Source organism: Anaeromyxobacter sp. SG66 (genome assembly GCF_022690805.1).
Taxonomy (GTDB): Bacteria; Myxococcota; Myxococcia; order Myxococcales; family Anaeromyxobacteraceae; genus Anaeromyxobacter; species Anaeromyxobacter soli.
In genome coordinates this window covers 1-26,044 of the sequence record NZ_JALCZC010000023.1, presented here as the reverse complement: position 1 = coordinate 26,044, position 26,044 = coordinate 1, and the positions used below count along the sequence as shown (strand labels likewise).

At 74.1% G+C, this 26,044-nt stretch carries 24 protein-coding genes; 10 read left to right on the top strand and 14 right to left on the bottom strand.

Going from position 1 to position 26,044, the window contains the following annotated elements; translation table 11 throughout:
* Positions 1-21: 21 nt before the first annotated feature.
* The 3 genes from MNZ39_RS09225 to rnz are packed head-to-tail and all read right to left on the bottom strand — an operon-like array spanning position 22 to position 3,087.
* The gene (locus tag MNZ39_RS09225) at positions 22-813 is read right to left on the bottom strand and encodes a DUF5714 domain-containing protein (RefSeq protein ID WP_242337633.1); all 792 of its coding nucleotides are present in this window, start codon (positions 811-813) and stop codon (positions 22-24) included.
* A gap of 57 nt (positions 814-870) precedes the next feature.
* Positions 871-2,130 (bottom strand): small ribosomal subunit Rsm22 family protein, encoded by a 1,260-nt coding sequence (locus MNZ39_RS09220; RefSeq protein ID WP_242337631.1) that lies wholly within the window; start codon positions 2,128-2,130, stop codon positions 871-873.
* 12 nt (positions 2,131-2,142) lie between these two features.
* A complete protein-coding gene (rnz, locus tag MNZ39_RS09215) occupies positions 2,143-3,087 on the bottom strand; it encodes a ribonuclease Z (protein ID WP_242337629.1) in 945 nt (314 codons plus the stop codon).
* 294 nt (positions 3,088-3,381) lie between these two features.
* Here rnz and MNZ39_RS09210 point away from each other — a divergent pair, with 294 nt between their 5' ends.
* Entirely contained in the window at positions 3,382-3,837 is a 456-nt protein-coding gene (locus MNZ39_RS09210; protein ID WP_242337627.1) for a DUF3592 domain-containing protein, read from the top strand.
* A 39-nt stretch (positions 3,838-3,876) separates the two neighbouring features.
* Here the strand turns inward: MNZ39_RS09210 and MNZ39_RS09205 are convergent, their stop codons facing one another.
* Both MNZ39_RS09205 and MNZ39_RS09200 read right to left on the bottom strand, forming a co-directional pair.
* Positions 3,877-4,770: a hypothetical protein gene (locus MNZ39_RS09205; protein ID WP_242337625.1), complete on the bottom strand. Its 894-nt coding sequence runs from the start codon at positions 4,768-4,770 to the stop codon at positions 3,877-3,879.
* 184 nt (positions 4,771-4,954) lie between these two features.
* Positions 4,955-5,650, bottom strand: coding sequence for a TetR/AcrR family transcriptional regulator C-terminal domain-containing protein (locus tag MNZ39_RS09200; protein ID WP_242337623.1), 696 nt, complete (start codon positions 5,648-5,650; stop codon positions 4,955-4,957).
* 127 nt (positions 5,651-5,777) lie between these two features.
* Here MNZ39_RS09200 and MNZ39_RS09195 point away from each other — a divergent pair, with 127 nt between their 5' ends.
* Complete coding sequence (locus tag MNZ39_RS09195; RefSeq protein WP_242337621.1) at positions 5,778-6,443, top strand: class I SAM-dependent methyltransferase; 666 nt, start codon at positions 5,778-5,780, stop codon at positions 6,441-6,443.
* 490 nt (positions 6,444-6,933) lie between these two features.
* Here MNZ39_RS09195 and MNZ39_RS09190 read toward each other — a convergent pair whose 3' ends face one another.
* Complete coding sequence (locus MNZ39_RS09190) at positions 6,934-7,722, bottom strand: ABC transporter permease (protein ID WP_242337619.1); 789 nt, start codon at positions 7,720-7,722, stop codon at positions 6,934-6,936.
* A 1-nt stretch (position 7,723) separates the two neighbouring features.
* The gene (locus MNZ39_RS09185; RefSeq protein WP_242337617.1) at positions 7,724-8,521 is read right to left on the bottom strand and encodes an ABC-2 family transporter protein; all 798 of its coding nucleotides are present in this window, start codon (positions 8,519-8,521) and stop codon (positions 7,724-7,726) included.
* 264 nt (positions 8,522-8,785) lie between these two features.
* Between MNZ39_RS09185 and MNZ39_RS09180 the strand changes: the two genes are divergently transcribed.
* The 5 genes from MNZ39_RS09180 to MNZ39_RS09160 all read left to right on the top strand — a co-directional run bounded on the left by MNZ39_RS09180 (position 8,786) and on the right by MNZ39_RS09160 (position 15,551).
* Positions 8,786-9,544, top strand: a complete 759-nt coding sequence (locus tag MNZ39_RS09180) for a class I SAM-dependent methyltransferase (RefSeq protein WP_242337615.1) — start codon at positions 8,786-8,788, stop codon at positions 9,542-9,544.
* 117 nt (positions 9,545-9,661) lie between these two features.
* Complete coding sequence (locus MNZ39_RS09175) at positions 9,662-10,483, top strand: ferredoxin--NADP reductase (protein WP_242337613.1); 822 nt, start codon at positions 9,662-9,664, stop codon at positions 10,481-10,483.
* Positions 10,484-10,700: 217 nt separating this feature from the next.
* The gene (locus tag MNZ39_RS09170) at positions 10,701-13,610 is read left to right on the top strand and encodes a tetratricopeptide repeat-containing serine/threonine-protein kinase (protein WP_242337611.1); all 2,910 of its coding nucleotides are present in this window, start codon (positions 10,701-10,703) and stop codon (positions 13,608-13,610) included.
* Positions 13,611-13,672: 62 nt separating this feature from the next.
* Positions 13,673-14,176, top strand: a complete 504-nt coding sequence (locus MNZ39_RS09165) for an isoprenylcysteine carboxylmethyltransferase family protein (protein WP_242337609.1) — start codon at positions 13,673-13,675, stop codon at positions 14,174-14,176.
* 82 nt (positions 14,177-14,258) lie between these two features.
* Positions 14,259-15,551: a serpin family protein gene (locus tag MNZ39_RS09160; RefSeq protein ID WP_242337607.1), complete on the top strand. Its 1,293-nt coding sequence runs from the start codon at positions 14,259-14,261 to the stop codon at positions 15,549-15,551.
* Positions 15,552-15,596: 45 nt separating this feature from the next.
* Here MNZ39_RS09160 and MNZ39_RS09155 read toward each other — a convergent pair whose 3' ends face one another.
* The 4 genes from MNZ39_RS09155 to MNZ39_RS09140 all read right to left on the bottom strand — a co-directional run bounded on the left by MNZ39_RS09155 (position 15,597) and on the right by MNZ39_RS09140 (position 19,391).
* Positions 15,597-16,064 carry a GNAT family N-acetyltransferase gene (locus MNZ39_RS09155; protein WP_242337606.1) on the bottom strand — a complete coding sequence of 156 codons (468 nt, stop codon included), beginning with the start codon at positions 16,062-16,064 and terminating at the stop codon, positions 15,597-15,599.
* Positions 16,065-16,178: 114 nt separating this feature from the next.
* Positions 16,179-16,697 carry a hypothetical protein gene (locus MNZ39_RS09150; protein ID WP_242337604.1) on the bottom strand — a complete coding sequence of 173 codons (519 nt, stop codon included), beginning with the start codon at positions 16,695-16,697 and terminating at the stop codon, positions 16,179-16,181.
* Between the two features lie 74 nt (positions 16,698-16,771).
* Entirely contained in the window at positions 16,772-18,118 is a 1,347-nt protein-coding gene (locus MNZ39_RS09145) for a sigma-54 dependent transcriptional regulator (protein ID WP_242337602.1), read from the bottom strand.
* Entirely contained in the window at positions 18,093-19,391 is a 1,299-nt protein-coding gene (locus MNZ39_RS09140) for a nitrogen regulation protein NR(II) (protein WP_242337600.1), read from the bottom strand. Before MNZ39_RS09140 ends, MNZ39_RS09145 begins: the two co-directional genes overlap by 26 nt.
* A 336-nt stretch (positions 19,392-19,727) precedes the next feature.
* Here MNZ39_RS09140 and MNZ39_RS09135 point away from each other — a divergent pair, with 336 nt between their 5' ends.
* The 3 genes from MNZ39_RS09135 (at position 19,728) to MNZ39_RS09125 (ending at position 21,375) form a co-directional block, all read left to right on the top strand.
* The gene (locus MNZ39_RS09135) at positions 19,728-19,919 is read left to right on the top strand and encodes a hypothetical protein (RefSeq protein WP_242337598.1); all 192 of its coding nucleotides are present in this window, start codon (positions 19,728-19,730) and stop codon (positions 19,917-19,919) included.
* A 58-nt stretch (positions 19,920-19,977) separates the two neighbouring features.
* Complete coding sequence (locus tag MNZ39_RS09130) at positions 19,978-20,607, top strand: hypothetical protein (RefSeq protein ID WP_242337596.1); 630 nt, start codon at positions 19,978-19,980, stop codon at positions 20,605-20,607.
* Between the two features lie 201 nt (positions 20,608-20,808).
* Positions 20,809-21,375 carry an outer membrane beta-barrel protein gene (locus MNZ39_RS09125; RefSeq protein ID WP_242337595.1) on the top strand — a complete coding sequence of 189 codons (567 nt, stop codon included), beginning with the start codon at positions 20,809-20,811 and terminating at the stop codon, positions 21,373-21,375.
* 273 nt (positions 21,376-21,648) lie between these two features.
* Here the strand turns inward: MNZ39_RS09125 and MNZ39_RS09120 are convergent, their stop codons facing one another.
* The 3 genes from MNZ39_RS09120 to MNZ39_RS09110 all read right to left on the bottom strand — a co-directional run bounded on the left by MNZ39_RS09120 (position 21,649) and on the right by MNZ39_RS09110 (position 25,974).
* Positions 21,649-23,586: a M3 family metallopeptidase gene (locus tag MNZ39_RS09120; RefSeq protein WP_242337593.1), complete on the bottom strand. Its 1,938-nt coding sequence runs from the start codon at positions 23,584-23,586 to the stop codon at positions 21,649-21,651.
* A gap of 95 nt (positions 23,587-23,681) precedes the next feature.
* Entirely contained in the window at positions 23,682-24,680 is a 999-nt protein-coding gene (locus MNZ39_RS09115) for an NAD(P)H-dependent glycerol-3-phosphate dehydrogenase (protein WP_242337591.1), read from the bottom strand.
* A 205-nt stretch (positions 24,681-24,885) separates the two neighbouring features.
* The gene (locus MNZ39_RS09110; protein WP_242337589.1) at positions 24,886-25,974 is read right to left on the bottom strand and encodes an NAD(P)/FAD-dependent oxidoreductase; all 1,089 of its coding nucleotides are present in this window, start codon (positions 25,972-25,974) and stop codon (positions 24,886-24,888) included.
* Positions 25,975-26,044 lie beyond the last annotated feature (70 nt).

Here is a 26,044-nt window from a genome sequence, read left to right as displayed (position 1 = left end):
GGCCGACGAGGTTCCCCCATCTCAACGATGAAAAGGACAGGCCGATCCGCCGCACTGCTTGTTCACCGAGCGCCACTCGCACTCGGGCCCGCGCGCGGAGAGGTCCACGCGCAGGTGCTCGCGCGCGAACTTGACGGCAGCGAGGATCGACAGCATCGAGTCACGCTTGCAGCAGCGGGCCGCGTCGGTCGCCCCGACGACGGTGAGCGCGCGGGCGGTCATGCGGTTCGCGAGCCCGCGCTCCTTGCCCTTGAGCGGCGTCGCCTCGGTGACGATCGACACGAACGCGCCCGTCCCGACGGCCGCGCCGCAGGTGCCGAGCATGCCGCAGGAGCCGCCGAGGACGGGCGCCACCCGCCGGCGCGCCTCCGCGACGCGCTCGGCGCGCTTCTGCTTCTCGCCCTTCACGTTCGAGTAGGCGGCGACGAGCACGGCGGGCACGAGGAAGTGGTGCTCCGGGCCGTGCAGCTTCACGGCGGGGTGACGGAGCATCCGGAGCGCGAGCGCCATCGGATCGCGCTCGTCGGAGGACGCGCAGACCTTCTCGATCACGTCCATCGCCGGGGCGGAGTGGCAGGCGTCGCAGGCGAAGTGGCCCGCCTTGCAGCGCGCCGAGGAGACCTTGGCGGCGCCGCACAGCACGCAGACGAGCTCGGCCGACGCCGGCAGGTAGACGAGGTCCTCGCCGCAGACGAGGCAGCCGGTGAAGGGAGCGTCGGCGTCGGAGGTCGCCGAGGCGGCGTCGCCGCAACCAGCGTCACAGGCCGCGGAAGACGTCTCGGGCGGGGGGCTCGACCTGAACAGCTTGAACACGCGGGAAGTCCTCGATCCTGAGGGATCCTCAGCATGGAACCGCGGACGGGCGCAAGATCATCCCCCCGCCGGCCGCTCGCCCGGCGGGACGGGCCGGCCCGCCGGCGCGATGACCTTCACCGACGACGCCTCCCCGAGCGCGAGCCCGTCCCCCCGCGGCTCGGCCCCGGAGATCTCGACAACGTCGCCGCGGAGGAGCTCCCCGAAGCGGCGGTTCGCGTCGGTGACGTGCTTCTCCTGGAGCGAGAGCCCCACCCGCCCCTCCGGCCCGCACCCCATGTAGCGGAGGCGGCCCTTGGAGGCGAGCGGCTCGGAGACGATGCGGAAAACGCGCCCGGGGGGCGGCTCGGCCCAGGCCTCGCCCTTCGGCGCGAGGACGAGGTAGCTCATCTTCACCGCCTCCTTGCGGAGGCCGGCGGCCTTGCCGAGCTGCGCGACGATGGGCGGCGGCTCGATGGGCCGCTCGGCGTGACACCAGTCGGTCTCGCGCACCAGCGCGGGGCACGCGCCGCGGAAGAGGCAGGGGGCGCGGACGGTGTAGCCGCGCGCGACGAGCAGGTCGCGGACGCGGAGGAGCGCGCGCGAGGTGTCGCGGAGCGCGGGCTCGAAGACCACGAGCGAGCCGCCCGCCGCGACGAGCGCGAGCGCCTCCTCGAGGAGGTCCGCCCGCCGCGCGTCGGCCTCCGGCCCGGGGAAGAGCTCGTTCACGACGTGACCCATCGTGACGAGGTCGAACCTGCGGCCGCCGGCGAGCTCCGCGAGCGGCCGGTTGCGGGTGGGGTTCCACTCCCGCGTGGCGATCGGCTCGCCCGCCGCGGCGGCGAGCGCGCGGGCCGCGCCGAGCGCGCGCGCGGAGCGATCCGCGGCGACCACCTCGGCGGCGCCGGCGTCGAGCGCCGCGAAGGCGACGGGCGCGGGGCCGCTGCCGAGATCGAGCGCCGTGTGGGGGCGGCGCGGCAGCTCGGAGAGGATGCCGCGCGCCTGGAGGTAGGAGATTGGCCAGTAGAAGAGCAGGTACGCGCCGAGGAGCCGCCCCTCGTCCATGTAGCGCGCGCCCGCGAGCTCGCGCTCGCGGGTCAGCCCCCTCGACAGCCGGGCGACCGCGGCGCCCACCTCGCGCAGCTCGTCCGGCGCGAGCAGCTCGGGGGAGCCGCCGCGAACGCCACGGGGAGGGCCGCCGCGGGGCGGGTGACCGCCGTGGCGGCCGCGCTGGCCGTGCGGGCCGCCGGACCGGGAGGGCGCGTCGCGGCCCTCGCGCCACACGCGGACGAGGTGCGGGACCCAGCGGGCGAGATCTTCGGCGGGCGTGCGCGGCACGGGCCCGCGGTTCTAACCCGGAGCGGGCGCGCGGGCCAGATCGTCCGGGAGCGGCACCTCGATCGTCATCCCGTCGCTCGCGACCGAGAGCGGCCCCTGCCACTCCGCGCGCGCCTCGTCGACGAGCGGCTGCCACTCGCGATCGTAGCGGGTGGAGAGGTGCGTGAGCACGAGCTCGCGCACGCCGGCCTCGCGCGCGACGCGCGCCGCCTCGCGCGCGGTCGAGTGCATCGTCTCCTCGGCGCGCGCCTGCTCCGGAGCGCCGAAGGTACAGTCGTGCACGAGCAGATCCGCGCCGCGCGCCGCCGCGATGGTGCCCGCGCACGGGCGGGTGTCGCCGGTCACCGCCACCGCCCGGCCCCGGCGACGCGGCTCGACCACCTCCTCCGGCCGGACGACCCGGCCGTCGGCGAGCGTCACTGCCTCGCCGCGCTGGAGCGCGCCGTAGAGCGGGCCCATCGGCACGCCGAGCGCGGCCGCCTTCTCCGGGTGGAAGCGCCCCGGCCGCTCGTCCTCGACGAGCGCCCAGCCGACCGAGGGGATCCGGTGCTCCGTCGCGAACGCGCGCATGACGCAGCCCTCGCGGCGGATCTCGGTGCCCGGCGCGACCTCGTGGATGCGGACGTCGAAGGCGAGCCGCTCGGTCCCCGTGAAGAGCATCACGTCGAGGAGCCGCTTCGCCGGCCGCGGGCCGTACACGTCCATGGGCGTCGTGCGGCCCTGCATCGAGAGCGTGCGCAGGAAGCCGATGGCGCCGAGGTAGTGGTCGGCGTGGAAATGCGTGAAGAAGATGGCGTCCACGTCGAAGCCGGTGCCGAAGCGGATCATCTGCCGCTGCGTCCCCTCCCCGCAGTCGACGAGGAACAGCTCCCGGTCGCGCCGCACCGCGAGGCCGGTGAGGTTCCGGTGGATGGTCGGCTGGGCGGCCGAGGTGCCGAGGAAGGTGAGGCGCAGCATCGGGCGGGAATGTAACGGAAGGCGGGGCGCGGAGGGGCTCCGGTCGGCGGATGGCCGGAAGGGGTGGTGGCGAGGGCGGCGGCGTTGGCCCAGACCGAGAGTTCCGCCTGGCGGCCTTCCCGTCCGCGGCGCGGGCTCTGGTTACGGACCGAACGGGCCGTTTAATGCCGGGTCCGACCGTGCCGTGCCCGACCGGGAGTTCCGGCTGACGGTCACAACGGCCGCGGCGCGGACCGACAGAGGAAGGTTGGCTTCGTCGTTGCGGCGAGCAGCCGAACGGCGAAGGATGGGCCGATGCCGAAGTGGTTTGCCCTCGCCCTCTGCAGCGCCGGCGCGCTCATGCTGGCCATGGCGGTCCGCCAGTCAAGCCGCGGGAGGGAGTCGCGCCACTGGACGCGCACGCTGGGACGCGTCGTCGAGTCGCGAGTGGAGCTCCTGAACGAGGCTGACGAGCAGCGCTCGAGACGGTGGGGGTTCGTGATTCGCTACGCGTATGAGGCTCGGGGACGCGCGCAGGGATCGAGGCAGATCTGGATCGGCTCGGCCGGCGTGGCGTACGAAGACGAGGAGCGTGCGCTCGAGTGGGTGGAGCGGTTCCCCAAAGGCGCCGAGGTCACGGTCTGGTTCGACCCGGCCGCTCCGTCGCAGGCGGTGCTCGTACCGGGTGTCCCTGGAGCGCAGGTGGCCCTGCTCGTCCTCGCCGGGCTGGCGCTCGTGGGAATCGGCATCTTCTTGCTCTCGCGCGCATGAGGGTGTTGGGCGGCTCCGATGCGCTCGCCCGCGATATGGCTAAGTGAAGCCGACGCAGGGCACGCCGTGAGCTACCCGCATCAAGTACGTGCCGCATGGGAAGATGATGCCGGTGTCCCCTGCGCGTCTCGAAGCCAATGCCGACCGGTAGGAGCGCACGAACTCCGCGAGCCGCCCAAGCGTCTCGATGCGCTTCCACTTGTCGCGTGAGGCGACGCGCGGGCGCAGATTGCGCCGCGCCTCACCGGACGTGGGCCGCCCTGTCGGCTTCTGTGCCAGGACGCGGGCGATTCCAAGGAAGCCGCCGCGAGACTGTCCCTCTCGTACGGCCTGCTCTTCCCTCTCGGCGAGTGCCGACTCGAGCTTGCGCCTGAAATCGTCGGCCGAGGCAAAGCCCGGGGGCGCGGTCAGCTGTAAGGCGGCAGTATCGGGAAAGGCGCCCTTGGGATCGAAGAAGTGCTTGGGTCGTTGAACCACGATGGCGTCCCCGCCGATCAACTCGGGAGCAGACCACAGCCCCGGCCACAACCGACCGGAGCGGACGAGACGCGCGGCGACGGGGTTCGCGAGGACGTAGGCGGCCTTGTCGATGACGTCAGTCGGCGAGACGAGCCTCACGGCGCTGTAGCTGTTGGGATCCCAGAAGGCTTCCCAGCGCCCGAGGGAGGCGTTCACGGCGCGAGCAACCAGGGCATCCAGGAACTGATGAAACGCCGGAAGGCGCGCGTCAGGGTCCGTCACGACGAGATGGAAGTGGTTCGACATGACGCAGAAGGCGTGGACGTCGATGCCGTACCGACGGGCAGCGACGGCGAGGAGAAACAGAAACACGCCGTTCAAACACTTGGAGGGCCGGAGCAGGAACTGCCGGTGCGCGCAGCGTCGAGTTACGAGATAGGTGGTCCCTCTGAGAACTTGTCGCGGAACGGTCATGCGACGGGTGTGAGCAGGGAGTGTGCCCGCCACTCTGCGCAAATCCATTGGAACTTCATAAGCGACACCGTCCGACCGGCGGCCCCACGGTGCGGAGCGCGGAACTCTCGGTGCGGGCTCGCGCGGTGCGGCTCGGCGACGCGCGCGGTGCGGCTCGGAGCGCTGCGCGGGCGCCGACGAGCGGTCAGTCGCGGCCGCGGGCGACGCGCTCCAGGCCTCGCACGAGGACCTCGAGCCCGAACTGGAAGAGGCCGTCGGGGTCGTCCTCCGCCAGGTGGTCCGCCAGCGCGACGAGGAGCGGGAACTCCTCTCGGGGCAGCGCTCTGAACTGCTTGCGCGCCTCGCCGAGCATCTTCCGACGTGTGACGCCCATCGCCGCCGCGGCGGCCTCGTAGCGCGCCTCGTCCGCCGCGAACTCGGTTACGAAGTTGTTGAGATGGTAGGCAGCGCGCGCGGCGTCCCGGTCGGACAGGCCGGACGACCGCAGGACGCGCAGCACTGCCTCGATGTGGCGAAGCCGCCGCGGCCCGATCGGCGGGGTGCTCGCGAGCACCCGGGCCGCGTCCCGATGAGCGAGCAGGCCCCGGCGGTTGACCCGCGCCATCTCCGTGAGCTGGTCGCGCCATGAGCCCGTCGGGGCAATCTCCGGGATCTCCCCCGCGATCTCGTCCGCGACGAGCACGAGCAGCTCGTCCTTGTCGCGAACGTGCCGGTAGAGCGAGGCGGCCTTGACGCCGAGCTTCTCGGCCAGGCGGCGCATGGTGAGCTCATCCAGCCCGACCTCGTCGAGGAGGTCGAGGGCCGCCCGGACGACCTGCGCCCGGTCGAGCGGCTTGCGTCGGGGAGGGCCCCTGTGGTCGCGGTACGGAACGAAGCTCACCCTCACCTCCCTGGCGCCGATCCTACGCGCCACCCCCTTGATCCGACAACGCTGGTCGCATTACGTTAACGTCGTTAGCTTGTAGCGACCGTTGTTAGCTGGGCGTTGGCCCGAGGGAGAATGCGACATGACGGCACGAGCGAAGGCGTACAAGGGTGTTGCGATGGAGGGGCTCATCGCGAGCTGGTACACGCGGAACACGGGGCGTGACAGGAGACGCTTCGTGACCGCCGCGAATGCGGTCGCTGCCCGCGTGGCGCCAGGTGGGCGCGTGCTGGAGGTCGCCCCTGGGCCCGGGTACCTCGCAATCGAGCTCGCGAAACGCGGCTACGCGGTCACCGGACTCGACATCAGCCGGTCCTTCGTGCGGATCGCCGGTGAGAACGCGGCGCGGGCGGGGGTCTCGATCGAGTTCCGCCACGGCAACGCGGCCGAGCTTCCCTTCCCGGAGGCGTCGTTCGACTTCGCGGTGTGCATGGCCGCCTTCAAGAACTTTGCGGACCCCGTCGGCGCGCTCGACGAGCTTCACCGCGTCCTGCGGCCGGGCGGGCGGGCGTCGATCTTCGACCTGCGGAGGGATGCGCCCCTCGACGCCATCGATGCGGAGGTGCGAGCGATGAACCTGACGCGCCTCGACGCCTTCGTCACGCGCTGGACCTTCCGACACATGCTGCTGAAGAGCGCCTACTCGCGTGAGGATCTCGAGCAGATGTCGGCCCGGAGCCGGTTCGGAGGCTGCGAGATCGCCGCAAGCGGCGTCGGGTTCGAGCTGCGGCTCACGAAGTCGGCGTGAGGTACGTCCGGAGCTCTCCGTGGGGCGTGGGGCGGGGGAGACGCGTTCGACGGGCGGGCGTTTGCCTCTCGCTCGGCTGGGCTCACGCGGACGCCGCGCCGGGGCGGAATCATGGACGCGCTGGACGAGCCGCGGAACTCTCGGACCGCTACGCGAGCTCGCTCCGACGTTCGGTCCCATGGCGCGTCCAGCGGACGAATCGCGGACGGATCGGACGAACAGCGGAACTCTCGGTCGGGCGCGGGCTCGGACCGCTACGCGAGCCCGCACTGACGTTCCGGGCTCGGACCGCTACGCGAGCCCGCACTGACGTTCGGTCCCATGGCGCGTCCAGCGGACGAATCGCGGACGGATCGGACGAACAGCGGAACTCTCGGTCGGGCGCGGGCGCGGTCGGGCGCGGGCGCCGGGCGCGGAAATCGTGGAGCGGATCGGGAAGGTCGGCTCGGTCCGGGTGATCGGGCGGGGCCGGACGGGGCGCGGCGCCGGCCTACGACGACGCCGACGTGTAGTGCCCGATCGAGCGCAGCCAGACGAGCCTCGCGAAGGCCGAGAACGCGAGCGCACCGAGGAGGACGAACACCCCCTGGGAGAACGCGAGTGTGCCGAGGAGCGCGCGCGCCGGGTACGTCGTCATGAGCGCGAGCGGGATGACGACGGTGAAGACGACGCGCAGGGCGCCGCGGAAGACGTCCGCGGGCCAGCGGGCGGCGTCGAAGATGGAGAGGAGCAGGAACGAGAGGTTGTCCACCTTCACCACGAAGAACGCCGACGAGACGACCAGGATCCAGAGCGCGTAGAGGATGAGCGTGGCGCAGAGGAGCAGGACGAGCGAGGCGAGGACCGCGCCGGGCGACGGCCAGCGACCCATCCGGTGGAACGCCACGGCGAAGACGGCGAGCCCGCCCACGACGTCGAGCGCGCGCCACGGCGCGAACTTCCCGGTGGAGACGAGGAACTGCGCGTCGGCGGGCTTGAGCAGCACGAAGTCGAGCGTTCCCTTGCGGATGTGCTCGACGACGGAGGCGAGCGACGGGTTCACCGCCCCCTCGAGCACGCCCTTCATCACCGTGAACCAGCCGATGACGACGAGCGCCTCCTCGAAGGACCAGCCCGCGATCGAGGAGCGCCGTCCGTAGACGACCAGGATCGGGACGAGCGACCAGGAGGTCCAGAAGAGCGCGAGCCCGCCCTGGACGAGGAAGTCGACCCGGTACTGCATCGCCACCGCGATGGAGGCGCGGAGCTGGATCGCGAGGAGCGTGAGGTAGCGGCGCACCCTACCCTCCGAACGCCGCGAAGCGGCGGAGCCCTGCGCGCCAGGTGACCCGCGCCGCGAGCGCGAGCACCGCCACGTAGGTCCACTGGACCGCGAGCTCGCGGAGCGCGGTCGCCCGCGGGGTCATGCCGATGACCATCTCGACCGGGAAGGAGAGCATGAAGCGGAACGGCAGGAGCTTCGCGGTGACCTCCAGCCAGCGGGGGAAGAGCTCGAGCGGGATGAGGTAGCCGGAGAACACGCCGTACAGGCCGAGCCACAGCTCGAACACCGACGAGGACGAGTCGATCGCGAAGGCGAGCGCGCCGATGACGGCCATGGCGAGGAACGTGATGAGCCAGGCGCCGATCACGGTCACGGGGAAGAGCGCGAGGAGCAGCGGGTCGTGGGTGAAGCGGCCGGGGCCGAGGGTCGCGAGCGCGACCGCGATGATGGGGAGCGAGGCGACGAGGCGGATCGGCATCGCGCCGACGTTGGAGCAGGCGTAGGAGACGAGCGGATGGATGGGTCGGAGCAGCCGGAACGCCAGCGTCCCCTGGCGGATCTCGAAGTTCACCTCCCAGATGACCCACGCCCCGGCGTTGAGCCGCACGACGAGGGCCGCGAGGTAATAGGCGCCGAACTCCGCCTGCCCGAAGCGCCCGATCGGCGCCTCGCGCGCGACCGCGCTCATCAGGGCGAGCATCACGAGCGGCATCGTGGTGGAGAGGAGCCACACGAACATCTCGGCCCGGTAAGCGACCGACTCGGCGAAGCCGACGCGGAGCAGCGTGGGGATGGCGCGGAGGGTGCGGCTCACGGGCGTACGGTAACGCGGATCGGCCGCCTGCGCCCGGGCGAGCGGCGCGGCCCTACCCGGCCACCACGCCGCCCGCAGATGGCCGCCTCGTCGGCGCCGAGTAGCCGGCCCTCCCGGAGCCGCACCTGAAGCGAACACGCGTCCCGGATCGGGCACGGCCGGGACCGCCGCTTCAGTCCCGGGATGGCCGGACCGGGCCGAGCGCCCGCCACGTCGCGGAGCCCGAGGGAGCGCGCGCGAGCCGGCCGGCGTAGGATCCACGCCGTGAGCGATCACGATCGCGAGCTCTCCCGCGCCTTCGACGGCCAGGCCGAGCGGTTCGAGCTTGCCCCCGCGCAGCGCGACCCCGCGGCGCTCCAAGGGCTCGTCGCCTTCGCGGCGCTCCCGCCCGGCGCACGGCTCGTCGACGCGGGGTGCGGGCCCGGGCTCGTCGCGGAGGCGTTCCTCGCCGCGGGGAGCTCCGTGCATGGCGTGGATCTCTCGCCGGAGATGGTGCGGCGCGCGCGACGCCGCTGCGACCGGTTCGGCGCGCGCGCGCGCTTCGAGGAAGGCTCGGTGCTCGACCTCCGCGCCGGCCCGTTCGACGCCGCGATCTCGCGCCTCGTCATCCACCACGTCGAGGACCCCCTCGCGTTCGTGCGCGCGCAGGCTGCGCTCGTCGCGCCGGGGGGCGTCGTGGTCGCCTGCGATCACACGGCCGATCCCGACCCGGAGCGCGCCCGCTGGCACCAGGCGATCGAGCGCGCACGGGACCGGACCCACGTCCGGAGCCTGTCCGCGGGGGAGCTCGTGGACGTGCTCGCGCGCGCCGGGCTCGGCGGGCTGCGCCTCCTCGAGGAGCCGTTCGAGCTCGACTTCGACGAGTGGTTCGACCGCGGCACGCCCACGCTGCCGAAGGACGAGGTCCGGCGCCGCGTCCTCGCCGGGCACGCGCGCGGGTTCGAGCCGGTGCCGCGCGACGACGGCGGCATCACCCTGCGCTGCGCCCGCGCCCTCGTCCGCGGCGTGCGGCCCCGGGGCTGACGCGTCGACCGCGCGGTACGAGCCCCCCGGGGACGTCTGGGCGCACGCGCGGGGCGCTCCGCGGGGCGGCCTTCCGGGGTGAGGCACGGCGGCGTGGGGCCGGCTACACGTCTCCGGGTGGGAAAGCTCGAGGTCAACGCCATCCTCACCCGCCGCATCGAGGTCGCTCCGGGCCTCGTCATCTTGCGCGTCGTCCCCGACGGCTGGACGTACCCTGAGTTCCGCCCCGGCCAGTTCGCGGTGCTGGGCCTCCCCGCGCGCGCCCCGCGCGTCGCGCTCTCCGATCCGGAGCCGCCGGACGAGCAGTCGGAGCCGGACCGCATGATCCGGCGGGCCTACTCCATCGCGTCGTCGTCGCTCGAGCGCGGCGAGCTCGAGCTCTACGTGACGCTCGTCCGCTCGGGCGAGCTCACGCCGCGGCTCTTCGCGCTCTCGCCCGGCGACCGGCTATGGCTCGGCCCGAAGCCCGCGGGCATGTTCACGCTCCGAGACGTGCCGCCGGAGCGCGACGTCGTGCTCGTCGGGACCGGCACGGGGCTCGCTCCTTACATGAGCATGCTCCGCACCGAGCTCGCCTGCGGCGGGCCGCAGCGCTTCGCCGTGCTGGCCGGCGCGCGGCACTCGTGGGATCTCGGCTACTCCGCCGAGCTCATCACCCTGGCGAGGCTCTGCCCGAACTTCACCTACCTGCCTACGGTGAGCCGCCCGGACGCCGAGCCGGCGCCGTGGGGCGGCGCGACGGGCTACGTGCAGGCGCTCTGGACCGACGGCGCCCTCGCGCGAGCCTGGGGCGCGCGGCCGACGCCGGCCGACACGCACGTCTTCCTGTGCGGAAATCCTGCGATGATCGACGACATGACGCTGCTCCTCGAGCGGGAGGGCTTCCGCGAGCACGCGCCGCGTCAGCCGGGAGAGGTGCACGTGGAGCGGTACTGGTAGCCGAGCAGGCGGATCCGCCGGGGCCGCGGCCCGCCGCCCACGGCGAGGCGCGGGCGGGCGCGCGGGCGCTCCCTCCCATGAGAGACTCCGGTGCGGCGCCCGCGGCGCCGAGTAACTGTAGGAACGTCTGCTGTCCGGAGCTCTCGTGGCGCGTGAACGAGGTCAGCCGAGCGCGGGTGACGGCCCCGCCGGCGTGGCGCCGGCCGCTGGAGGCGGCGTGTCGGCGCTGCTCGGGGAGCTGGCGCGCGCGCCGGAGGTGCAGCTCGGCTCCGCCTGGGAGCACGTGCTCGGGCCGGGTGCCGTCGTGGGCCGCTTCGAGCTCCTGCGCGAGATCGGGCGCGGGGGCTTCGGGATCGTGTACGAGGCCCGCGACCGCGAGCTCGGCCGCTCGGTGGCGTTCAAGGCGATCCGGGCGGGAGACCGGGCGGCGCTGCAAGAGGACCGGCTGCTGCGCGAGGCCGAGGCCGCGGCGCGGCTCTCGCACCCGAACATCGTCACCCTCTTCGACGCCGGCCGCTGCGAGCACGGCCCCTACCTCGTGCTCGAGCTGCTCCGCGGCGAGACGCTCGCGGACCGCCTCACCGGCGAGCCCCTCGCGACCGGCGAGGCGCTGCGGATCGGCTCCGCCGTCGCGCACGCGCTCGCGCACGCCCACGCAGCGGGCGTCGTGCACCGGGACCTCTCCCCCGGCAACGTCTTCGTCTGCGGCGACGGGCGCGTGAAGGTGCTCGACTTCGGGCTCGCGCACGCGTTCGGGCGGCGGCGGATCAGCGGCGGCACCCCCGGGCACATGGCGCCGGAGCAGTGGCGCGGGGCGCCCGAGGACGAGCGGACGGACGTGTACGCGCTCGGGGTCCTCGTCTACCGGATGGTTGCGGGGACGCTCCCGTTCCCCGACGACGCGGAAGGGAGCGCGACCGCGAGCCCCAGGCCCGCGCCGGCCCTCCACGTCCCGGACGCGCCCGCGCTCGGCGCCCTCCTGGCGCGGATGCTCGCGAAGGACCCGGTCGACCGGCCCCGCGACGGCGCGGAGGTCGCGGCGGCGCTGGACGCGCTCCGCACCGGGCCCGAGCGGACGCCCGGGGCGCCCCCAGCGCCCGCGCGCCGTCGCCGCCCTGCCCGCGCACGGTGGCTCGCGGCGGCGGCCGCCCTCCTCGCGCTCGCGGTGGGCGGAGGGGTCGTCGCCCTGCGGGGGTCCGGAGCGACGGCGCCTCCCGCCGCGGGGCAGGGCGCGACGCGCGTCACCGTCGCGGTCGCAGACTTCGAGAACCTCACCGGGGAGCCGGAGCTGGCGGGCCTCTCGGGGATGCTCATCACCTCGCTCGAGCAATCGCGGCGGCTGTCGGTCCTGACGCGAGTCCGGATGCTCGACATCCTGCGCCAGCTCGGGCGCGAGAAGGTGACCGGGGTGGACGAGGCGCTCGGCCGCGAGGTGGCGCGCAGCGCGGGGGCCCGCGCGCTGGTGCTCGCTTCCATCCGGCGCTTCGACGCGCTCTACGCCATCGAGCTGAAGGCGCTCGACCCCCACACGAGCGAGTACCTCTTCACGCTCCAGGAGACGGGCCAGGGGAAGGCGAGCGTCCCCGGGATGATCGACCGGCTCTCCGAGGAGACGCGCCAGCGGCTGCGGGAGAGCCCGGCGGAGGTGAGCGCCTCGCGCGTCGATCTGGCGTCCGCGACGACGGGCAGCTTCGAGGCGTACGCGCACTACTTCCGCGGCGAGCAGGCGCAGGACGCGACGCGTTACCAGGAGGCGCTGCAGGAGTACCGGGCCGCCCTGGGCGTCGACCCGGACTTCGCGCTGGCGTCCTACCGGATCGCGTACCTGGGCGAGTTCACCGGGCTCGACGCGGCGGCGCGGCGCGCCGCCATCGACGCCGCGGTGCGGGGCGCGAGCCGCGTCCCCGAGAAGGAGCGGCTGCTCATCGAGGCCTGGAAGGCGCACGTGGACGGGGACGAGGAGCAGGCCCACGACCTGTACGCGCGCGCCGTCGCCGCCTACCCGCAGGACAAGGAGGTCCTCTACCTGGCCGGGGATCTCTACTTCCACGACGGAGACTCGTCGCAGGCGCTGGCGCTGTTCGAGCGCGCGCTCGAGCTCGACCCAATCTGGGAGCCGGCGCTCATGCACGTCACCGATGCGCTCGCCAGGCTCGGCCGCATCGACGAGATGCTCACCCGCAGTCGCAGCTGGGTCGAGAAGGCGCCGGGGGGAGCGTCGTATCGCGCGCTCGCGCGCGCCGAGATGTCGTCCGGGCGCTTCGAGGAGGGGGAACGTGACGCCCGTCGCGCCTTCGAGCTCGACGGGAACATCTTCTCCCGCATCACCCTCGCCGAGGCGCTGGATCTCTCGGAGCGTCACGGCGAGTCCGAGGCGCTCGTGCGCCCCGTCGCCGAGCGCGCGGAGGCCTCGCCGGATCGCGCCAAGGCCGCCGCCGCGCTCGCCAGCTCCCTCGCGTACCAGGGCCGGCGGCGCGAGGCGTTCGAGGTGATCGACCGGTTCGCGGCCCACGCCACCTCGCCGAGCGAGCCGACCCTGCGGCTGCTGCACCTCCTCGGCGAGGAGCCCCAGGACGCTGCGCGCGAGGAGGCCCGGCGGCTCGCCGCCTCCGGGTGGCGATGGGAGGGGCTCCCCTCCGTCCTCGCGCTCACCGGCGACCTGCAGGCGGCCCGCGCGCAGGCGCGAGCGCTGCCGCCCGGACCGTCGCGCGCGCTGTACGAGGGCGCCGCGGCCTGGCGCGGCGGCGATCCGGAGCGAGCGCGGGCGCTGCTGCGCCCCCTCCTCCTCTCCCCGGGTCGCGGCGGAGACCTCGCGATCGGCGCGACGTGGATCGCGGCGAGCGTCGCGCTCGAGTCCCACCACGACGAGGAGGCGATCGGGGAGCTGCGCGCGCTGCGACAGCGGCCGGGTGGCCCGGCGCGCAGCTGGATGTACCCGCGGAGCTTCTACCTCGAGGCGGTGGCTCTCGACCGGCTCGGCCAGCGCACGAGCGCGCGGGAGTGTCTCGATCACCTCCTCGCGCTGCTGCACGGCGCGGATGGCGACCTGCCTCTGCTCGCCCAGGCGAAGGCGCTGCGGCGGCGGCTCGCAGCGGACGCGCGCCCCGCGAGCTCCGCGCGCAGGTGAGGACGTCGCCGCGTGACGGCGCGGACGGCTTCCCGGCCTTCCGTCGGAGAGGGGGAGAGACGATGTTCGCGCGCGCGGTGCTCGCGTTCCTGGCGATGCCGGCGGTGGTCGGCGTCGCGATCCCGCTCTGGATCGCGCACAGGGACGGCGCGCGCGGCTCCGATCACTCCGCCGGCCTCCTGCTCGCCTTCGCCGGGCTCGCCGGCCTGCTCTGGTGCGTGCGGGACTTCTACACCATCGGCAAGGGCACGCTCGCGCCGTGGTCGCCTCCGACGAAGCTCGTCGTGGTCGGGATGTACCGGTTCGCGCGGAACCCCATGTACCTCTCGGTGCTCACACTGGTGACGGGGATCGCCGCGTGGAGGGGCTCGCCCTCGACCCTCGCCTACGCCTTCGTCCTGGCGCTCGTCTTCCACGTGCGCGTCGTCCTCGGAGAGGAGCCGGTCCTCGCGCGCAGCTTCCCCGCCGAGTGGCCCGTCTACGCCCGCGCGGTGCCGCGCTGGCTCCCGCGCCTGTCCCCATGGCGCGGCCCCGGCTCCGAGGAGGGGCCTCGCCGGCCCGCGTGAGCGCCGTTCGGAGGGGTCACCCCGCGCACAAGGCGTGAAATCGCCCGTCCGCGCTGCTACGCTGCGGCGCGGAGGTACCTCCATGACGCTCTCCCGCGCGGCCTTGCTGGCGGTCACCGCGCTCACGCTCTCGAGCGCCTGCGGCGGCGGATCGAGCCCGACGCCAGCGCCCTCGGCGCCCGGCGACCGGATCGGCTCCACCGAGGCGCGGGTGACCGCTTCCGCTCCACCGGCCGATCTCGCCGCCGCGGTGGGGAGCAACGGAGCGCTCGCGCTCGACCTGTACCGCGTGCTCGCGTCCGAGGCGCAGGAGAACCTGTTCTTCTCCCCGCAGAGCATCACCTTCGCGCTCTCGATGACCTACCCAGGCGGTTCCGGCGCGACCGCCGCCGCGTTCGAGCAGACCCTCCACGTCTCGATCCCGGAGCCTCGCTACCACCGGGCGATGAACGACCTCGACCGGCAGCTCCGTTCTCGCGGCGAGAACGCGTCCGGCGCCGACGGTCAGCCCTTCCGGCTGCGGCTCGTGAACCAGCTCTTCGCGCGGAAGGGCTTCACCTTCGAGCAACCGTTCCTCGACACGCTCGCCGGGGAGTACGGCGCGGACGTGCGACTCCTCGACTTCGGGAGCGCGCCGGAGCCCGCCCGCGAGGCGATCAACGCGTGGGTGGCGGAGGAGACCGAGGACCGCATCCCCGACCTCTTGCCGGTCGGGACGATCGACACAGACACCGTGGCCGTGCTGGTGAACGCGATCTACTTCAACGCGGCCTGGGCCAAGAAGTTCGACCCCGCCCTCACCCGCGACCGCGAGTTCACGCTCCTCGACGGCTCGCGGCTCCTCGTGCCCACGATGGCGAGCGGCGACCTGCCCACCCGGGCCGCGCAGGTGGCGGGCGTGGAGGTGGTGGAGCTCCCCTACGACGGCGGCGAGCTCTCGATGCTGCTCCTCGTCCCGCCCGCGGGCGGGCTCGCGGCGCTCGAGGAGCAGCTCACGCCGGCGCGGCTCGAGGCGTACCTCGCCGCGCTCCGGGACGAGCACCTCGCGCTCACGCTCCCGCGGTTCGAGGTGCGAAGCTCCCTGCAGCTGAAGCCGCCGCTCACCGCGCTCGGGCTCGGCGTCGCGTTCGGCGACCAGGCGGACTTCTCGCGCATGTCGACCGAGGTGGGCCTGCGCGTCTCGGACGTCGTCCACCAGGCGTTCGTGAAGGTGAACGAGGCGGGCACCGAGGCGGCCGCGGCGACGGCGGTCATCGTCGGACCGACGAGCGCGCCGGTCACGCGAACGGTCGCGATCGACCGACCTTTCGTGTTCGCCATCCGCGACCACGCCACCGGCGCGCTCGTGTTCATGGGACGCGTCGTGCGTCCCTGAGCGGTCCGCGGGAGGCGCGCGTCGCCCGCCCCCGCAGCGCGGCCCTCAGATTCTCTTGCGCAACCGCACGCGCGGCTCGCCCGGGCCGTCGTAGTCGGGCGAGTGCCCCACCCCGCCGTCGCCCCGGAGGAGCTCGAACCCCATCGCGGCGTGGAACGCGAGCGACCCTTCGTTCAAGGGCGAGGTGACCCCCTGCACCTCGGTCACCCCGAGCGCGCGGACCGTCTCGAAGAACCGCTCGTAGAGCGTGCGGCCCACGCCGGCGGCGCGGAAGACAGGGTCGACGCCCACGAAGTGGATGTACGCCTGCTCGGGGGAGGTCTGCGACTGGAAGCCGGCCAGGAAGCCGCAGAGCTTCCCGTCCGCCTCGGCCGCGAAGCTCGTCGGCCGGAAGTGGACGAAGAAGAGCCGCGGGAGCATGTCCGCCATGCGCCTTCCGCCCCACCAGTCGTTCAGCACCCGGATGATCGGGCCGTAGTCCCCGGGCTCGAGGTGACGGATCGTGATCGTCATCGGCGCCTCCGCACGCCCAGTATCGGCCGATCCGCGGCGGCGCGGAAGGCCGGAGGCGAGCGCAGGAACCGCCCGGGAACCATCGTGGGCCGCTTCCGGCCTCGCGAAAGCCGGCTACGGCGCGCAGAGCCCGCCGCAGTCCGCGCCGCTCGGCGGCGCGCAGTCGTCGCGCGGATCGTCGACGCAGGCGCGGCCGTCGGGGCACGGAAGCCCGGCGACCCCGCCGCAGAAGACGGGCGCGACGCAGACGCCGTCGCAGCCCGCGTCGGTCGGAAAGGTGCAGCCGTCGCCGGGCAGGTCCACGCAGACGAACTCCCCGGAGCACGCGCGCCCGCTCTCGGGGCCGCAGCGCACCTGCGAGGGGCACTCGTGGATCTCCCAGCCGCACTGGCCGCCCGCGTGCTCGACGCAGCGGCCCGTGGGCCCGCCCGTGCTCCCGTCGGCGCAGATCCAGTTCGGCATGCCGAGGGCGGGCCCGCAGGCGGCGCGATCGCACAGGACGACCGCACCGTCGGACGCGGAGGCGCGGCGCTCCTGGTCCGCGGCGCACGCCGCAGCGAAGAGGGCGAAGAGGACGAGGAGCGGGGTGCGCATGAGCGACTCGGGCGCCGCGGCAGCGCGGGCGACCTTCATCCTAGCGTAGTGAGGACCGTCCAGTGACCCTTCGCGAGCGGGCCCGTCCCGGGCGGGATGCGGTGCGAGGCGCGTCAGGCGAAGCCGTACTTCTTCAGCCGGTCGATGAACGCGGAGCGGCTCAGGCCGAGGCGCCGCGCGGCCTCGGACTGGTTTCCTCCGGTCGCGGCGAGGGCCTTCACGATGAGGCTGCGCTCGACCGCGTCGAGGTGCTCCCGGAGCGAGAGGGTGCCCTCCGGCGGCGACTCCGCCCCGGGCTCCTCCGGAGCGGCCGCGGGCGGTCGGCCGAACGCCTCCGGACCGAGCTCCCCGCTCGAGCCGAGCGCGACCATGCGTGCGACGGCGTTCTCGAGCTGCCGCACGTTGCCGGGCCAGTCTGCGCTCCGCAGGGCGGCGAGGAGCGCGGGCGAGAGCCGCACGTCCTCCATGCCGAACCGCTCCGCGTACCGGCGCGCGAACTCGGCCGCGAGCGCCGGGATGTCGTCCCGGTGGTCGCGGAGCGGCGGCACCACGAGCTCGACGACGGCCAGCCGGTAGAAGAGGTCCTCGCGAAAGCGCCCGGCGCGGACCTCGGACTCGAGGTCCCGGTTCGTGCACGCGACGACGCGCACGTCCACCTTCTCCACCCGGCCGGCGCCCACCGGCTGGATCTCGCCCTCCTGCAGCGCCCGCAGGAGCTTCGCCTGGAGCGGCAGCGGCAGCTCGCCCACCTCGTCGAGGACGAGCGTCCCGCCGTCGGCCTGGGCGAAGAAGCCGCGCCGGGCCTGCGCCGCGCCGGTGAAGGCGCCGCGCGCGTGACCGAACAGCTCGGCCTCGGCGAGCTCGGCGGGGATCGCCGCGCAGTTGAAGCGCACGAGCGGTCCGGCCGCGCGCCGGCTCTCGGCGTGGAGCAGCGAGGCGACGAGCTCCTTCCCGGTGCCCGTCTCGCCGCGGACGAGCACGGTGATGTCCTTGGGCGCGAGCCGGCTCACCGCGTCGAGCAGGCGGCGCATCGCCGGCGTGTCCGCGACGAGGCTCCGCCCGATGGCCTTCTCCGCGGCGAGCCGCCGGTTCTGGGTGCGGAGCGCGCGCGCCTCGAGGGCGCGGTCGATCACGAGCGACATCTCCTCGATGTCGTAGGGCTTCGTGACGTACTCGTAGGCGCCGGCCTTCATGGCCCGCACCGCCACGCGCTCCGAGCCCTGGGCCGTGAGGAGCACGACGGGGAGCGCCTCGTCCTGCTCGTGGATGGCGTGGACCAGCGCGAGCCCGTCCATCTCGGGCATCGCGTAGTCGGTGACCACAGCGTCCACGCCCTCGAGCCGCTCGAGCGCCTCCTTCCCGGAGCGGGCGAGCACCGGCTCGTGGCCGAGCGAGCGGACCAGCTCCTTCAGCGCGTACAGGACGGGCGGATCGTCATCCACGAGCAGCAAGCGGGGCATCGACGCACCTCACCGTGGGTTCGCGCGGCAGGGACGCGCTCGCGACCGTGCCCTGGCCCGGCACGCTCCGGTACTCGAGCGCGCCGCCGTGCTGCACGAACACGCCGCGGGCGAGGAGCACGCCGAGCCCCGTCCCCTCCTCGCGCGTGGTGAAGAACGGAGTGCCGACGCGGTCGAGCACCTCCGGCGGCATGCCCCGGCCCGTGTCGCTCACCTCCACGCGGACCTGGCCGTCTCGCTCTCCGATCTCGATCTCGACGCGGCCCTTCCGCGGGGTCGCCTCGATCGCGTTCGCGACGAGGTTCAGGAGCGCCTCCTTCAGGCGTCGCGGATCGGCCACGAGCTCCGCGTCGCCCTGCCGGCGGAGCGACACCCCGGCGCTCTCGGCGCGCGCCTCCAGCACGGCCAGGGCCTCGTCCGCGACGGCGCCGAGCGCGACGGGCTCGGGGCGCAGGGTGTCGAGCGGACGCGAGAAGGACAGGTACTCCTGGAGGATCTTCTGGATCCGCTCGACCTCGCCCTCCACCACCTGGAGCCGCTCCCGGATCTCGGGCTCGTTCGCCTCGCGGGCCGAGAGCTGGACGAGCGCCTTGATCGCGCCGAGCGGGTTCCTGAGCTCGTGCGAGAGCTTCGAGCTCAGGAGCTCCAGCTCGCGGGCGCGCGCCAGCGCCTGCGCGGCGATCTCCTCGCGGGAGCGGAAGATCTGGCCGAAGGTCGACTCGACGGTGCGCGCGAGGAGCGACATGTAGTCGGTGTGCAGCACCACCGACACGAGGAGGAAGCCGAGCGCGGAGAGGCTGTAGAGCGGATCCGGGATGACCGGGCCCAGCCAGGCCTGCGGGACGGCGAACATGGCGGCGACGAGCACCACGAGCGCCGTGAGCGCGGCGAGCGTGGCCCGGCAGATCCCGCGCCGGATCGTGAACTGCGACACCGCGCCCATGAGGGCGATGAGGACCGGGCTGTGCAACCCGCCCGTCGTCGCGATGGCGATGACGATGAACGCGAACGGCTGGCGCTCGTCGCCCTCGCAGGCGTTCGCGACGCGCTCGCTGAGCGCCCGCGCCACGTGCGAGAGGAGCAGCGCGCCGAGGATCCCTGCCAGCACGGCGACTCGCCAGGGGGGGTACCCGGTCGCGGCGAGCGCGGCGCAGAACGCCAGCCAGACCGCGTAGAAGCCGGCGAACAGGAACCACCGCGTGCGCTTCCAGCGGCACTCGACGTTGGCGGCGATGACGCGCCTCCAGCGCGCGGCGTCCAATCGCTCCGGCATGACTCCTCGTGGAGTCGCAAGATCCGGGCCTGAGCCGCGAGCGGGGTCGAGCATGGGCCGCCATCATGCCGTGGGTCCGGCTCCGTTGCCACGCTGCCGGGAACGCGGACGATCTCGCCCCGGAACCTGTCCGCGAACCCGGCAGCCCGCCTGCGCGCCGCGCCTGCCGAGCCGTGCAGGCCTGCGACTCGCGCCGTGGCACGAGGCATGTAAAGGCACGCTCGCGTGGCGCCTGCGCGGGTGCCGCGCCGCCGGCGGACCGAGCCCAGGGACGCTCCCTGCGGCGGCGCGCCCGCGCGGCGCCACCCTTGGATGACCACGGAAGGGAGCGCGTTCATGAAGAGGCTCGGGCTCGCGGCGTCGCTGCTGGGGGTTTCGCTCATCGGGGCCGAGTACCGGAGCGCGGCGGCCGCGGCGGGCACGCCCGCGGAGGACGCGCCGGCCGCGGTCCCGGTGACCGCGACCACCGCGCGAGTCCATCCCGCCAGCCCCCGCGCGAGCGGCTCGCCCCGGTCCGCGGGGGAGTGAGCGCCGGGCGACCCCCGCGCCGCGGCGCCGGCCGCCCTCGACCGCGAGCAGGCCGTCGATGACCTGCGCGACCCGCGCGCTCGTCGCGGCCGCCATCGCCGGGTCCGCGCTCCGGGCCGGGGCGCAGGACGGACCACGGCGCGCGCAGGATGCGGCCCTGGAGGTCAGGCTCTCGTCCGGCTACGAGCAGGCCTTCGGCGAGATCGGCTACGCGCTGCCGTCGCTCGGCGACTACGGCGGGCCGGGCGCGGCGCTCGAGCTCGCCGTGGCCTGGCGGCCGGTGGCGGCGTTTGCGCTCGGCGTGTTCGGCACGGGAGGGCTGTACGCGCGCGGCGGTGAGCCGCCGGCGGGCGCGGAGGTCTGGAGCATCGCGGGGGGAGCGCAGGCGGAGCTCCACGTCGCGCCGGACGAGCGCTGGGATCCGTGGATCGCGCTCGGCGTGGCCCTTCGCCGCCACGGGGTGGAGCGGGAAGGCGGGACCGAGTCGTTCGACGGCCACGAGGTCCTGCGGCTGCGGCTCGGCTTCGACCGGCGCTTCGGCGCGCGCTCGACGCTGGGCCCCGTCGTCGCGGTCGCCCTGGCGCGGTTCACCCGACACGAGCGTCCGGACGGCAGCGCGGTGGACGTGCCGAGCCCGTCGCTGGGCCTCATCGCGTTCGCCGGCCTCTCCGCCGCGTTCGATCTGTGAGCGCGACCGCGGCCGGTGTGCGGAGTTCCGACGGCGGCTCGCTCGCGACTGTCGTCGATCCCGACGCGCGGCGCGCGCTCGCGCCGGCCGCCCGCGCCGATCCTCCCGGCGTTTCGCCGCCGCGCGCGCAGCGCCGCGCCGGGCGCGGGCCTTGCAGCACCGGCTGCGCGTCGTCTCAATTCACTTCACGAGGAACACAAGATGAAGAAGCTGCTCGTCATCACCGCCGCCGTCATCGCCTTCACGTCGACCTCCGCGCGCGCCGAAGATCCTTCACGGAAGCTCAGCATCGCGCCGTTCGTCGGAGCGTTCGTCGGGACCGGCGACCAGCGCGATCTCCTCGATGACTCCGTGCTCACCGGCCTCACCCTCAGCTACGAGGTGCATCCCTACGTCGCGATCGTCGGCGCGGTCGGATGGTCGCCCACGCAGGTGAAGGCGCTCGGCGAGGACCTCGACCTCTTCCAGTACGACCTCGGCGTCCAGGGACAGTACCCGGTGGCGCTCGCGCAGGGCTGGACGCTGAAGCCGTTCGTGGGGATCGGCGCCGGCGCGCGCACCTACAGCTTCCGCGATCTCGACGTGGACTCCGAGACCGACTTCGCGGGCTACGTCTCCGCCGGCGCGAACGTCGAGCACGGGGCCTTTGGGCTCGGGCTCACCGCGCGTGACTACGTGACGGCGTTCGACGGCCTCGCCTCCGCGACCATCGACCAGACGGCGCGCAACGACCTCGGGCTGTTCGGGTCGGTGAGCGTCCGCTTCTAGAAATACGGGGGCTGCGCCCCCGCCCCGCCGAGCGGAGCTCGTCGGGGCCCCACCCCTGCGCGCCGGGTCCGGGGCGCCGCCGCGGGCGGCTTCGCCGCTTCCGCGGCGGCGCCCCGGCGGGCTCGCTTCGCTCGCCTGTCGCGAATCACGATGGGCCTTTCACTTCCCGGCGCCCCGCGCCGGCCGAGAGTCGCAGGTGCAGCAAGGCGCCCACGCGGCCCCCCCTCCGCCGCCGCGTGGGCGCTGCAGTCTTTCTGCGTGCGCTGCTCGCCCCTACGCGTTCAGCCACTGCTCGTACGCGTCGAACGCGTGGGGCCTCCCGAGGAAGTCCTTCACGAGCTCGGCGGCGGGCTTCGAGCCGCCGGGCTCCAGGATCGCGCGGCGGTAGCGGCGGGCGGGCTCCGGATCCATGAGCCCCTTCTCGCGGAACGGGCCGAACAGGTCCTTCGCGATCACGAGCGACCACATGTACGTGTAGTAGATGGCGGAGTAGCCGTCGAGGTGCCCGAAGGACTCGTGGAAGTAGGTCCCGTCCACGTGGCGGAACGGCGTGTAGCGCTCCTGCAGCTCCGCCACGAGCGCGGTCGTGTCGAGGCTCTTGGGGTCGCGCCGGTGCAGCTCGAGGCTCGTCGCGGCGTAGAACATCTGCTGCCGCACCATGAGCCCCTTGCCGTACTCGTCGGCGGCCTTCATGCGCCGGACGGCGTCGGCGGGGAGCGGCGCGCCGGTGTCCACGTGGCGCGCGAAGCCGGCGAGCACGCCGGGATCCCACACCCACTCCTCCAGCATCTGCGAGGGCGCCTCGACGAAGTCCCACTCGGTGGCCACGCCGGACTGCCCCGCCCAGCGCGTGTGCCCGCCGAGGACGTGGTGGAGCAGGTGGCCGAACTCGTGGAAGAACGTCTTCACGTCGCCGTGCTCCATGAGCGCGGGCGCGCCGCCCTGCGGGCGCGGGAAGTTGCAGACGAGGACGCCCTCCGGCAGCTGCCGCCCGGCCTGGCCGGAGGCGAGCGTGAACTGGGCGTAGTGCTTGTACTTACCGTCGCGGGGGTGCATGTCGAGGTAGACGCGCCCGACGAGCTTCTCGCCCTCCACCACGTCGTACGCCTCGACCTCCGCGTGCCAGACCGGGGCGTCGGGCACCGGGCGGTACGCGATGCCGAACAGCCGCCCCGTGACGTCGAGGACGCCGTCCTTCACGCGGGCGTAGTCGAGGTAGGGGCGCACCGACTGCGAGTCGAACCCGTACTGCTCGGCCTTCACGCGCTCCTGGAGGTAGGCGCTGTCCCAGGGCTCGACGCGCTCGGCGCCGGGGACGTCCTCGCGCTTGCGGGCGAGGAGCTGCCCGAAGTCGCGGCGCATCCGCGCCTCCGCGGCCCGGGCGATCTTCTCGACGAACTCGGCGGCGGCGCGGTCGCTGCCGATCATCTTGTCCTCGGTGACGTAGGCCGCCCAGCTCTCGTAGCCGAGGAGCCGCGCGAGCTCGGCGCGGCGCGAGAGCATGCGCGCGAGCACGTCGAGGTTCTTCGGGTGGCCCCGCAGGCGGTACAGGCGCCAGAGCGCCTCGCGGGCGCGCTCGCTCCGCGCGTACGTCATGAACGGCACGTAGTCGGTGTTGTCGGTCGTGACGACGACCTTGCCCTCCGGGCCGGCCGGATGCGCTCGCCGCCAGTCCTCGGGCAGCCCGTCGAGCTCCGCCGGCGCGAGCTCGATGCGCCGCACGTCGTCCTTGATGTTGCGCCCGAACTCCTGGCCGATCCGCACGAGCTCCTCGCGGAGGGCACGGACGCGCGTGCGGGTGGCCTCGTCGCGATCGACGCCGGCGCGGCGGAAGTCGCGCAGGCTCTTCTGGAGGTAGTAGCGGGTCGCCCCGTCCTCCCCGGAGACGTCGAGCGCCGCGATCGCGTCGTACAGGCCGCGATCGAGCGAGAGCTCGGTCGAGAGCGCGTCGATCTCCTGCTCCGAGCGCTCGGCGGCGTCCCGCATGCGCGGGTCCGGGTGGACGTTGCGGGCGAGGCTCGCGCGCGAGGCGGCGTCGGAGAGCGCCCCGAAGGCGGCGTCGAAGGCGGCGAGCGCCGCAGGCGCGGCGCGCGGCGCCGGCATCGCCTTCAGCCGGTCGGCCTCCGCGCGGGCGCGATCCATGTCGCGGCGGCAGCCGCGCTCGAACTCGTCGGGGGTCCCGCACAGCGCGCGGGAGGCGTCGGGGCTCATTCGCATAGATTAGGGGACGCTCCGGCCGAGCGCACGCGCGTCCGCGCAGGAGCGAGGACGCCCGCCGCAGGCCCGGGATCGTGCGCGAAGCCGCGTCACATCTCCGGCTTCGTCTCGCGCATCATGATCGCCGTGACCGCGTCGCGCGGCGGGACGTTCTCGTAGAGGACCCGGTACACGGTGTCCGTGATGGGCATGTCGACGCCGAGCCGGCGCGCGAGGTCGCGCGCGCTCTTGGCGTTGCGGATCCCCTCGGCGACCTGGCCGAGCTCCTTCTGGATCTGCTCGGCCGTCTTCCCCGCGGCGAGCCCGCGCCCCACGGTGCGGTTGCGGGAGAGGTCCGACGAGCAGGTGAGCACGAGGTCGCCGAGGCCGGAGAGCCCGGACAGGGTGAGGGGGTTCGCGCCCTTGCGAACCGCGAGGCGGGTGATCTCGGCGAGGCCCCGCGTGATGAGCGCCGCGAGCGCGTTCGCGCCGAACTCGAGGCCGTCGGAGATGCCGGCGGCGATCGCGACCACGTTCTTCACGCAGCCGCCGATCTCCGCGCCGACGACGTCGCTCGAGGTGTACGGGCGGAAGGTGCGGGTGTGGAACGCGTCCTGGACCTGCTTCGCCACCCGGTCCCAGCGCGCGGCCACGGTCACCGCCGTGGGGAGCCCCTTCGCGACCTCCTTCGCGAACGACGGGCCCGAGAGCACCGCGATGTAGGGGTGGAGCGGCACCGGCAGGACGTCCTCGAGCACCTCGCTCATGGTCATGAGGGTGTCGAGCTCGATGCCCTTCGCGACGCAGACGACCGGGGTGCCGGCGTGCACGTGGCGCTTGGCCTCGATGGCCACCTGGCGCACCGCGTGGGAGGGGACGGCGACGACGACCAGCTCCGCCCCCTCGAGCGCCCGGGTGATGTCGGGGGTGGTGAGGAGCGAGGGCGGCAGCGGCGTGCCGGGGAGATAGCGATCGTTGCGGTGGGTCTTGGCGATCGCGTCGATGACGGCGTGGTCCTTGTCCCACGCCGTGACGGTGTACCCCTTGGACGCGAGGAGCGAGGCCAGCGCGGTGCCCCAGGAGCCGGCGCCGAGGACGGTGCAGCGCATGATGAGCCCTCCTTGCGGCGGATGGTATGCCGCGGGTGGCCCGCCGGACGCCGGGAACTCCGGGGCCCGCGGGGACGGGGGACATACCCCGAACGCGGCGCATCGTCGAGATGGGCAACGCTTTCGGAGCCTACCCCCGTCGCGCCCGGGGCTCCCGCCGCTCGGCCGGGCGCTCGCGGCGCACGGCTCGAGGCGCCGGGAGAGGTCACCCCACGGCGAGGCGGACCGCCCGCTCGAACGGCGCCGGACGCGAGGCGGCGAGCGCGAGCATGCGGTGCCGGAGCGCAGGGTGCCGGGTCAGTCCGAGCACGATCCGGGTCCACGCCCAGTAAGGGGCGAACCTGCGGCGCCAGGCGCGCTCGTACGGCGCGAGCGCCGCGCGCGTCGCGCCCTCGCCGAGCGCGGCCGGCAGGAGCGCCGCGAGATCGAGCGCGCAGCCGAACGCGAGGGAGAGTCCCTCCCCCGTGACCGCGTCGAGGTAGCCGGCCGCGTCGCCGAGCAGCACCAGCCGGTCGGCGATCCGGGCGCGCGCCCGCCGCGCGAGCGGCCCCGCGCCGCGCGGCGCGGTGATCGCGGGTGCGCCCTCGAGCAGGTGGGCGAGGGCGGGGAAGCGCGCGAGGAGCGCCTCGTACTCGACCGGCCCCTGCCGCTCGAACAGGAAGGCCACGTCGACGCGCCGGGCGCCGACGGGCGTCACGTAGGCCTCCGCGCCCGGCCCGAAGTGAACCTCCACCGCCTCCGCCCAGGGCGGGATGGCGAAGTGGCGCCGGACGCCGTAGCGGGCGGGGCCGGAGGCTGAGCGCTCGAGCCCCTCGCGGCGGCGCACCGCGGAGGAGAGCCCGTCCGCCGCGACGAGCACCTTGGCGGGGACGTCGCCTGCGGAGGAGACCGCCCAGATCCGGTCGCGCTCGCGCCGGTGCGCGTGCACGTCGGCCTGGACGAGCTCCGCGCCCGCCTCCCGCGCCCGCGCCGAGAGCGCGGCCGAGAGGGCCGTCCGGCGCACTCCGAGCCCGCCAGGCGCCGGGAGCCTGAGCCGGGCCGCGTCGTGCCGCTCGATCCAGCGGATCTCCTGGAAGGCCGCGGTGTGCTCCGGGTCGAGCCGGCCGGTGACCCCCAGCGCCGCGAGCGCCCGCACGCCGGCGGGGAGGATCCCCTCCCCGCACGCCTTGTCCACCGGCCCCTCGCGCTTCTCGAGCACCGTCACCGAGAGCCCGCGCCGCGCCGCCGCGATCGCGAAGGCGAGCCCGGCGGGGCCGCCGCCCACCACCACGGCGTCGCGCAGGGGGCCGTTCACGCGGGCCGCCGCCGGCGCGCCCGCGCCTGGGCGAGGGCGAGCTCGCCGCGCAGGAGCGCGAGCGCGAGCC